Raw genomic sequence first — 8,338 nt, forward strand, 5'->3', positions numbered from 1 at the left:
TTTCACCACGGCGTCACCACGGATCTCCTATCGTCACAGCGTGAGGCGTCGAACGGTGCTCAAGCTCCCGGTGCTGCTGGCAGCGGGCGCTACGCTGACCCGGGTGCCCCGCGCCGCCGCCGCAGACCAAAGCCCATGGTCACCTGACCGAGCCCACCGCTGGTATCAGGCCCAAGGCTGGCGCGTCGGCGCCAACTACATCACCTCGAACGCGATCAACCAGCTCGAGATGTTTCAGGCCGAGACCTTCGATCCCCGGCGCATCGATACCGAGCTCGGCTGGGCCCAGTCACACGGGCTCAACACCGTGCGGGTGTTCCTCCACGATCAGCTCTGGGCCCAAGACCACCGAGGCTTCCAAAAACGTCTCGCGCAATTTGTCGACATTGCGGCCCGCCACCGCATAAAACCGCTCTTTGTCTTCTTCGACTCCTGCTGGGATCCATTCCCCAAACCGGGGCGCCAGCGTGACCCGAAACCTGGGGTCCACAACTCCGGGTGGGTGCAAAGCCCAGGCGCGGAACACCTCGATGACCTCGACTACCGACGCACTCTGCGAGACTATGTCACGGGCGTATTGAGCCAATTCCGCACGGATGACCGCGTTTTGGGTTGGGACATCTGGAATGAGCCCGATAATCCCGCCCACGTGTATCGCAATGTCGAACGGAAAGACAAGCTCGACCGGGTCGCCGACCTGCTCTCGCTGGCGTTCGGGTGGGCACGTTCGGTTGATCCGAGTCAACCGTTAACAAGTGCGGTGTGGGACGGCGTGTGGGGAGATCCCCTGGGGCGTAGCGAAATCGCCGACATCCAACTGGATAACTCCGACGTTGTCACGTTCCACTGCTACGACAAACCGGCAGGCTTCGAGGCGCGGATCGCCGAACTGTCGCCGTTGGGGCGGCCGATCCTCTGCACCGAGTACCTGGCTCGATCCCTGGGCAGTACCGTTGACGGCGTGTTGCCAGTTGCCAAGCGGCACAACGTTGGTGCGATCAATTGGGGGCTGGTCATTGGAAAGACGCAGACCTACTTACCGTGGGACTCATGGGATCACCCGTACAAGACCACTCCGAAGCTCTGGTTTGCAGACCTGCTCCAACCCGATGGACGGCCGTACCGCGACACCGAAATTCAAATGATCAGCACGCTGAGCCAGCTCTAACGGAATTCCCCACGCTTTGAGCGGGTTCAGCCGCGGGCGGCGGTGCGGAATCTGTCTCGGTAGGCCTTCGGTGAGACGCCGAGGCGGTCGACGAATGCCCGCCGGAGGGTTTCGGTGCTGCCGAAGCCTGCGATTTGCGCGGTGTCGGTCACGGTGCGGCCGGCATCCAGCGCGGCACGGGCGGCATCGATTCGGACCATTTCGACGTAGTCGGCCGGAGTCATCCCGAGTTCGGATCGGAACAGTCGTGTCAACTGCCGTGTGCTGAGATTGGCCCGCGCGGCAAGGGTTTTCACGCTGTGGTCCGCCCCAGGGTTGGCTGCAATCGCATCGGTGGCCGCTCGCAGCGCCGACTGCGGCGGCGGGTCGGCCTCGACCAGCGTCGAGAATTGCGACTGCCCACCTGCGCGTTTGAGATAGACGACCAACCAGCGAGCCACGTCGCGGACGAGCTCGCTGCCGTAATCCTGTTCGACGAGAGCGAGGGCGAGGTCGATGCCCGACGACACTCCGGCCGAGGTGAAGATATCGCCGTCGCGGACGAAGATCGCGTCCGGCTCAACGGTGATGTCGGGAAACGCCCGCGCAAGTGACCGGGTATTTCGCCAGTGCGTGCTGGCGCGCCGGCCGCTGAGCAAGCCGGCCTGCGCCAGGATGAACGATCCCGTGCAGATGGACCCCAGCCGCCGGGTCCGACCCGCCACCGATTTCACGGCCGCGACGAGTGCGGGATCAATCGCCCGCGCCGGCAGATCGTCACTTCCGGCGACCAGGACGGTGTCGGCGGATTCTATTGACGAAATGCTGTCCGTGACACCCAACCTGGTTCCGATCGAGGTGGTCACATCGCACCCATCCACTGATGCGATCTTGATGTGATAGTCCCCGCCGAATCGGTTGGCTTCGGCGAAGACTTCGCCCGCCCCGGCGACATCTAACAGCGTCACCTCGTCGAAGACGATGATCACCACCACCCGCGAGCGCGCACCGGCTTCGACCACAGCGCCATTGTGTCGCATTTTGTGGGAAGGACGGCGCGATAGCCGTGGGTGGATTGCGCGGGCCCCGCGCAAACTCAATGAAAGTTGTCCATCCGAGGAGATTGATCATGGCCACTCAGTCGATTGAAACCATCGCCGGCGTCGCAATCCCCGACAGCGCACTGGTGCGCGAGGCGACCAACATTATTCGCAATGCCGAAGATGACGTGCTCTTCCACCATTCCCGACGCGTATTCCTCTTCGGCGCGCTGCATGGGCGCCGTCTCGGCGTGCAACCAGACCCCGAACTGCTCTATGTGGGAGCAATGTTCCACGACCTTGGCCTCACCGCCCGCTACCACACCTCCACCCAGCGATTCGAAATGGACGGTGCCGACGCGGCGCGTGATTTCCTGCTAGAGCACGGAGTCAAACAATCCGACGCAGACAAGGTGTGGCTGGGCATCGCCCTCCACACGACGCCCGAAATCACCGGACGCCTTGACCCCGAAACCGCCTTGCTCGCAGCCGGTGTCGCAACGGACGTGGTCGGTATCGGCCGGGAAAACCTGACGACCGAAGCTATTGACGCGGTGACAGCCGCCCATCCGCGTCCTGACTTCAAGAACCGCATTCTGGCCGCCTTCAACGACGGCATGAAGCACCGCCCGGACACCACTTTCGGCACGATGAACGACGACGTGCTGGCGCACTTCGACCACACATTCGAGCGGTGGAACTTGGTCGACAGCATTTTCAACAGCACATGGCCTGAATAGTGGAAAGGAGCAGGCAAATGGATATCTATGAAGCCCTGTACACCACCAGGATGATGCGACGATTGCGACCGGACCCGATTCCGTTGGACACCCAGGCCCGCATCCTCGATGCGGCCGTTCGCGCCCCCAACGGGGGTAACACCCAGCGCTGGCACTTCGTGGCCGTTGACGATCGGAAACTCATACGCGAGTTCGCCCAACTGTTCCGGCAAGCCCGCGCCCTCGAATACGAGAAATTCATGGCAGGAACGGGACCGATGGTGGCGCCGGCACCCGGCGCGGACCAGGACGCTCACGTCAAGACGATGCAACGAATGAAAGGCTCAGGCGACTACCTGGCTGACCATTTCGAAGAGATTCCCCTGTTGCTATTCGTCTTCGCCATCGACGACCTCGGCGGCGCCAATATCTACCCCGCGATTTGGAGTGTGTTGCTCGCCGCCCGCGCTGAGGGCGTCGGCGGCGTCATGACGATGGTGCTCCGCAATTTCGAGGACAAGGTGAACGAGTTACTTGGCGTGCCCGTCGAGGAAGGCTGGAAGATGTCGGCCATGCTGACCCTCGGCTACCCGCGGGGCAAATGGGGAGTCGCAGCCAATCGGCATCCCGTGCATGAGGTTTCATCCCGGAACCGCTGGGACGCGCCATTCGGTGTCGAAGTACCGCAGCCGCTGTGGCCGCCTCAAGAGCTGCGCGCGATAAGCTGAGCGTCCGCCGACATTGGGGGTGATAACCGCTGTGCGAGCAATTGTCGTACGTGACCGCGCTGCGGGTCTCAGTGGGCTTTCGTTATCCGAAATGCCCTACCCGCATGCCGCAGAAAACGACGTCATCGTCCGGGTCCATGCCGCCAGCTTGACTCCTGGTGAGCTCGACTGGCCGGCAACCTGGGCTGATCGCGCAGGGCACGATCGGACGCCCACCATCCCGGGCCATGAAGTCTCTGGAGTTGTCGCCGAGCTCGGCTACGGGACAACAGGATTGACCGTGGGTCAGCGGGTCTTTGGGATCACCGACTGGGCCCGCAATGGCTCGCTCGCGGAATACGTCGCTGTGGAGGCGCGCAATCTCGCGCCGTTGTCGGCCCATGTTGACCACACGGTGGCCGCCGCGTTGCCGATTTCGGGGCTGACCGCATGGCAGGGACTGTTCAATCACGCGCAACTTGTGACCGGCCAGACCGTTCTGGTTCATGGCGCGGCCGGCGCTGTTGGTTCCATAGCGGTGCAACTTGCTCGCGAGGCCGGAGCTCGCGTGATCGGTAGCGGCCGTACCGAGCACAAGGACACCGTGCTGGGGCTTGAGGCCGACACATTCCTGGACTTGCAGCGGGATCGGCTGGAGGACGTCGGCAACGTCGACGTCGTATTCGACGTGCTCGGCGGTGAAATCCTCGAGCGCTCAGCGCAATTGGTGCGCCCCGGCGGTGCGCTGATTACTATCGCTGAACCACCGCAAGTTCAACCGGAGCACGGACGTGCAATCTTCTTCGTCGTCGAGCCAGACCGGGCAGATCTTGCGGGCCTAGAACGCCGACTTCGCGACGGCCGGCTGCGCCCGATCGTCGGCGCGGTATGTCCACTGGCCGAAGCGCCTTCGGCATTCGACCCCGCGCGTCGCAGCCGCGGCAAGACCGTCGTCGCAATCAGCGACGCTGACTAGGGATTTGGTCCGGCTAGGAGTCGAGCGCTGCAGCGACGATGGGCTTGGCCCAAGCCGGAGTAGACGTCAGATCAGCCGGCCCGACGACGCGGCCGCGCTCCATGTGCAGCACCAAGACCGGCCGCGGAGCCTGCCCGATGGCGGGATCGGCGGTCGCGGAGTTGTCATAGACCCGTAGCTCGGTCAGCACAGGTAATAACGTCACAAGATTGACCAGGCTGTGGCGGTAGCGACGACGGATGACGGCTTCGGGAATGTCATGCCCGCCGGCGCGGACCCGTTGTCGCACTCGCTCGATGTGGGCGTCGGCGCTCCCGAGCCCAACATAGAAGACGTGGATCTCGACGCCACGCTTGGCGGCTTCGGAGAGCAGTGCCGGCATCGTGTTGCCGCCGAGTGTGGTCTCGAAGGTGAAATCGAGGCCTTGATCAATCGCCCGTTCTAGCAGCTTTCGGCCCACCTCCCACGCCGCCGCGTTGGCGTCGGTCTGGCCCAGTCCGGGGTGGGCTGCCATGACCTCGCGTGCGGCCTCGTCGGGGTTGTAGTACTCACCGCCCTTGGCGCGGATCGTCGCGCCGATAATGCTGCTCTTGCCGGCGCCGTTGACGCCTGCCAACACGTGTATCTGCGCCGGCTTCGATGTTTTGCGAACCATGAGCCGCGCAAGGTCACCGTGGCTGCGCGGTGCGCGCCGCCTTCACCGCCGCGGCGCCCAGTTCCTCCGGCGTGGCGTCGAATGCCGCCGCGACTCCGGCTTTGGCTTGCGGTGTCTGCATGCTGGCCAACAGCGTGTCGAAGCGCTCGCTCAGGTCGTCGAGTGCAGGTGTGGCTGATGCGGTCAGCGCCTCGAATTCGGCATAGGACAGTAGCACCGCCCTGGGGGTGGCGTGCTTCGTGATCACCACCGCCCCGTTGAGTGCGGCCTCCTCAAAGACCGTGCCGAACTCGTTTTTGAGGCGGCTGGCGGTCACCACGGGTACATCGACCAGCTTTCCGTTGCGGTTGCGGAACAGGACCGTCGACATGGCGCTCCCCTCGTTGGTTTAATGCGCGCCCGCCCATTTTAGCCGTTTTGTCTATTTTGTGCGGATAGGACATTTTATGCCGACTCGCGGCGGGCGGCCCAGGGGGTGTCAAGGATCACCGAAGGACGCAAACGACACTCTTCTAACAGCTTCGGTTTACGCATCGCCCGACGCCCACGTGCGAGGTCGCGCTTTTAGAAGCACCCGCTTACATGGATTCGGCGGCCGGCTCCAACGCAGACATTCGCCGGCGGCGGTGGTGGCGGTGGGGGCGGAAAGTCCTGCGGCAGCGGCGCATAGTCGGCCGGCGGCGGGACATAGGCGTTGACCGTGTCAGCAACGTTGGTGCACCCGCTCACTGAAACACGCCTACCGACGCTCGCGCAGACGTCGGCGTTGGCCACAGCGGTGGGCTGCACGACGCAATACATTTCCGGAATTGATGTGACAGCGATCATCGCTATGCTTGCGGCGATCCAAGACCGCACCCGGCCGGTCACGGGGTGCTCTGCCCAAGTAGTGGCGTCCACTGGCAACGCTCCCTGATGTCGGTCATTGGCTGACGGATGCCCTCGAGGTCGGCTTGCTCTTGCGGATTGGCCTTGAAGTAGTTCTGAACGTCGTCGCGGATCTGAGCTTGGGGCTGATCCTGAAGGCCGGTGTAGAACCCGTTCACGTCCGGGTGAGTGAACAGATAGGTCGAGAGCGCCGTCGCAACACCAGCCGCGACACTGGCTACGTTCGCGGCTGTGCAGTCAGGTGGCCGAGGCGTCGGATCAGCCGCGGCGGTCCCTGCGGTAGCACATAACACCGTTCCGGTAACCACGCCAGCGCCGATCGCGCCGGCGACCACCCGGCGCCGAATGATTTCTGAGAGGAACATAACTGGCTCCTTCATCCAGTAATCAAACCGGGCCGCAACCAATATGGTCGTCGCCCGGCTCAAGCTAAGCAGATACAGATAACCGCTTTTTGCGATACAGCAGATTAATCCGGGGAAAGCGCACCCATCAGTGTGTACGCCCGGCGAGGACGCGGCAGTCGACACATAGTGTCGGCCCGCAGCGCCGCATGCCACCCACCCGAAGGATGTTTAACGGTTAAACCCCTTGGTGAACCGCACGCCGCCTGCTGCCAGCTCGTCGATCCTCGGTGTCGGCGTTGTGCCGCCATAGCAGCCGAAATCGCCCCATCCGACGTTATCCGCAAGAACGAAAACGATATTCGGCTTGACCTCGTTAACCATCGGCCATCCACTTCGGCGCAACTTCCCGGCAATGGCTCCCCACGCGGGTCAGAGTCGGTTGACGGTGAACTACAAGTGGCAGCGTAGTTGGCCGGGGTTTGGCAACCCAGGGCATCAGGGTCGCCGGTCATCACCGGGTAAGCCCACCCGACACCAACCCAACCGAGACAGACACGCCGATCGCGGTGACGGCAAAAATCCAACTTCGGTTTAGAGCCACCGGCACTCCTACGTAGTCTGATTCAGAATGTTCACCAACGCGCCCGCGGCAGCCGGCGTAGAGCTGGTTGCTCGCGGATCGTCCACCACCGCCGCCAGTGACATAACGGCTCCACAAGTACTTCGCGGCATGCCGATGCGCTTGAGGACGATACCGGCCAAAGTCCTAGGCAGAGATGCAAGTTGGACGGACTAACGCGTGCGCGATATCCGTTCGCAAAGGCCGTCGCATCGGTCGACCGTCCCGGTGTGCGGATACACAATCTGCGGCACACATGCGCGTCCCTGGCCATCCGCAGCGGTGCGAACGTCAAAGTCGTGCAGCGGCTGCTCGGCCACAAGACGGCGACGTTGACCCTCGACCGCTACGCCCACCTATGGCCCGACGATCTGGACGCCGTTGCCGACGCCTTCGATGTAGCTGCTGCGGACTAGCTGCGGACTGAGAGCGGCCTTCGGGTGGTCAGCTCCGACGGAAAAGGCTCCTGAGCTGCGTCGATAATGGTGGGGCGGGCGGGGCTCGAACCCGCGACCAACGGATTATGAGTCCTTAGGCAGGGCGCGGACGACCAGCGGAAACGGTTAGCATTCGACTCATACCGCCTGCTAGACAGTAGAATTTGCCGTTGCCGGTACAGGCGCAGTACGTCTTGAGTAGGGCTACAGAGCGCCCTCGGTCGCCGGGGTGACGCCGGGGTGAGACGGGATGGCTGGGGGTTAGCTAACCGGCGGCGGGAGGTGTCGCCGTAGCTCCAAGGCCAGTTCGACGGCGAGCCGTCGCTCGCCGGGCACATAACCGAGCAGCTCGGTCGCGCGGGCGATCCGCTTGAGGATTGTGTTGCGGTGGGTGTACAGCCGGGTAGCAGCGCGTGGTGCGTTGTCGGCCTCCTCAAGGTAGACACGCAGCGTTTCTCGCAGCCGCGCCGCGACGGGGTTGTCTTCCGCAAGCGGGCCGAGAGTCGCCGCGATGAACTCGGTCGCCGCGCGGGGATCGTGTGCCGCGAGTGCCGTGACCTCAAGTTCCCGATAGGAGCCGAAACGACCGCTTGCCGGGTTGCCCAGTAGCAACCGATGCACGGTAAGCGCGGCCTCGTGTGTGGCGCGAAACCCTTCGATACCTCGGCGGGTCGGACCGACTGCCGCGCGCACATCGTCCCGTGATCCCCCCATCGCCGAGCGAAGATCCTCGATGGCAGGTTCGCCGGGCGTGCCGATCCATGCCCACAGCGTCGTCGTTCCCGCCGGAAGGGTCAGCGGCC

11 protein-coding genes and 1 pseudogene are annotated in these 8,338 nt (G+C 63.6%); 5 read left to right on the forward strand and 7 right to left on the reverse strand.

Going from position 1 to position 8,338, the window contains the following annotated elements; genetic code table 11:
* The first annotated feature begins 40 nt into the window (after positions 1-40).
* The gene (locus tag WB785_RS11785; RefSeq protein ID WP_424079334.1) at positions 41-1,168 is read left to right on the forward strand and encodes a 1,4-beta-xylanase; all 1,128 of its coding nucleotides are present in this window, start codon (positions 41-43) and stop codon (positions 1,166-1,168) included.
* Positions 1,169-1,194: 26 nt separating this feature from the next.
* On the opposite strand, the gene WB785_RS11790 is transcribed toward WB785_RS11785, so the two are convergent.
* Positions 1,195-2,187, reverse strand: a complete 993-nt coding sequence (locus tag WB785_RS11790) for a GlxA family transcriptional regulator (protein WP_424079337.1) — start codon at positions 2,185-2,187, stop codon at positions 1,195-1,197.
* 89 nt (positions 2,188-2,276) lie between these two features.
* Here WB785_RS11790 and WB785_RS11795 point away from each other — a divergent pair, with 89 nt between their 5' ends.
* From WB785_RS11795 to WB785_RS11805, 3 genes are read left to right on the forward strand one after another with little or no spacing between them, the layout of a single operon-like run.
* Positions 2,277-2,927, forward strand: coding sequence for an HD domain-containing protein (locus tag WB785_RS11795; protein ID WP_424079339.1), 651 nt, complete (start codon positions 2,277-2,279; stop codon positions 2,925-2,927).
* A 17-nt stretch (positions 2,928-2,944) separates the two neighbouring features.
* Complete coding sequence (locus WB785_RS11800; protein WP_424079341.1) at positions 2,945-3,634, forward strand: nitroreductase family protein; 690 nt, start codon at positions 2,945-2,947, stop codon at positions 3,632-3,634.
* A gap of 31 nt (positions 3,635-3,665) precedes the next feature.
* Positions 3,666-4,589, forward strand: a complete 924-nt coding sequence (locus WB785_RS11805; RefSeq protein WP_424079343.1) for an NADP-dependent oxidoreductase — start codon at positions 3,666-3,668, stop codon at positions 4,587-4,589.
* A gap of 13 nt (positions 4,590-4,602) precedes the next feature.
* Here WB785_RS11805 and WB785_RS11810 read toward each other — a convergent pair whose 3' ends face one another.
* From WB785_RS11810 to WB785_RS11830, 5 genes are all read right to left on the reverse strand, one after another.
* Positions 4,603-5,244 carry a zeta toxin family protein gene (locus tag WB785_RS11810; RefSeq protein WP_424079345.1) on the reverse strand — a complete coding sequence of 214 codons (642 nt, stop codon included), beginning with the start codon at positions 5,242-5,244 and terminating at the stop codon, positions 4,603-4,605.
* A 13-nt stretch (positions 5,245-5,257) separates the two neighbouring features.
* On the reverse strand, positions 5,258-5,614 hold the full coding sequence (locus WB785_RS11815; RefSeq protein WP_424079346.1) for a type II toxin-antitoxin system prevent-host-death family antitoxin: 357 nt from the start codon (positions 5,612-5,614) through the stop codon (positions 5,258-5,260).
* 194 nt (positions 5,615-5,808) lie between these two features.
* On the reverse strand, positions 5,809-6,102 hold the full coding sequence (locus tag WB785_RS11820; protein ID WP_424079353.1) for a hypothetical protein: 294 nt from the start codon (positions 6,100-6,102) through the stop codon (positions 5,809-5,811).
* A gap of 8 nt (positions 6,103-6,110) precedes the next feature.
* Entirely contained in the window at positions 6,111-6,497 is a 387-nt protein-coding gene (locus WB785_RS11825; RefSeq protein WP_424079348.1) for a heme-binding protein, read from the reverse strand.
* 210 nt (positions 6,498-6,707) lie between these two features.
* Positions 6,708-6,860, reverse strand: coding sequence for a sulfatase-like hydrolase/transferase (locus WB785_RS11830; protein WP_424079350.1), 153 nt, complete (start codon positions 6,858-6,860; stop codon positions 6,708-6,710).
* 465 nt (positions 6,861-7,325) lie between these two features.
* On the opposite strand from WB785_RS11830, the pseudogene WB785_RS11835 reads away from it, so the two are divergent.
* Positions 7,326-7,514, forward strand: a pseudogene (locus WB785_RS11835) (tyrosine-type recombinase/integrase); the annotation flags it as partial.
* 282 nt (positions 7,515-7,796) lie between these two features.
* Here the strand turns inward: WB785_RS11835 and WB785_RS11840 are convergent.
* Positions 7,797-8,338: PucR family transcriptional regulator (locus WB785_RS11840; protein WP_424079351.1), on the reverse strand; the 542-nt coding region annotated here is incomplete at its 5' end.

It is taken from the genome of Mycobacterium sp., from assembly GCF_049585075.1.
Taxonomy (GTDB): Bacteria; Actinomycetota; Actinomycetes; order Mycobacteriales; family Mycobacteriaceae; genus Mycobacterium.

Bases quoted from the DNA above. Each gene is read 5' to 3' on its own strand.
- WB785_RS11790 (WP_424079337.1), bottom strand. From the start codon at position 2,187: ATGCGACACAATGGCGCTGTGGTCGAAGCCGGTGCGCGCTCGCGGGTG.
- WB785_RS11795 (WP_424079339.1), top strand. From the start codon at position 2,277: ATGGCCACTCAGTCGATTGAAACCATCGCCGGCGTCGCAATCCCCGAC.
- WB785_RS11800 (WP_424079341.1), top strand. From the start codon at position 2,945: ATGGATATCTATGAAGCCCTGTACACCACCAGGATGATGCGACGATTG.
- WB785_RS11810 (WP_424079345.1), bottom strand. From the start codon at position 5,244: ATGGTTCGCAAAACATCGAAGCCGGCGCAGATACACGTGTTGGCAGGC.
- WB785_RS11815 (WP_424079346.1), bottom strand. From the start codon at position 5,614: ATGTCGACGGTCCTGTTCCGCAACCGCAACGGAAAGCTGGTCGATGTA.
- WB785_RS11825 (WP_424079348.1), bottom strand. From the start codon at position 6,497: ATGTTCCTCTCAGAAATCATTCGGCGCCGGGTGGTCGCCGGCGCGATC.
- WB785_RS11830 (WP_424079350.1), bottom strand. From the start codon at position 6,860: ATGGTTAACGAGGTCAAGCCGAATATCGTTTTCGTTCTTGCGGATAAC.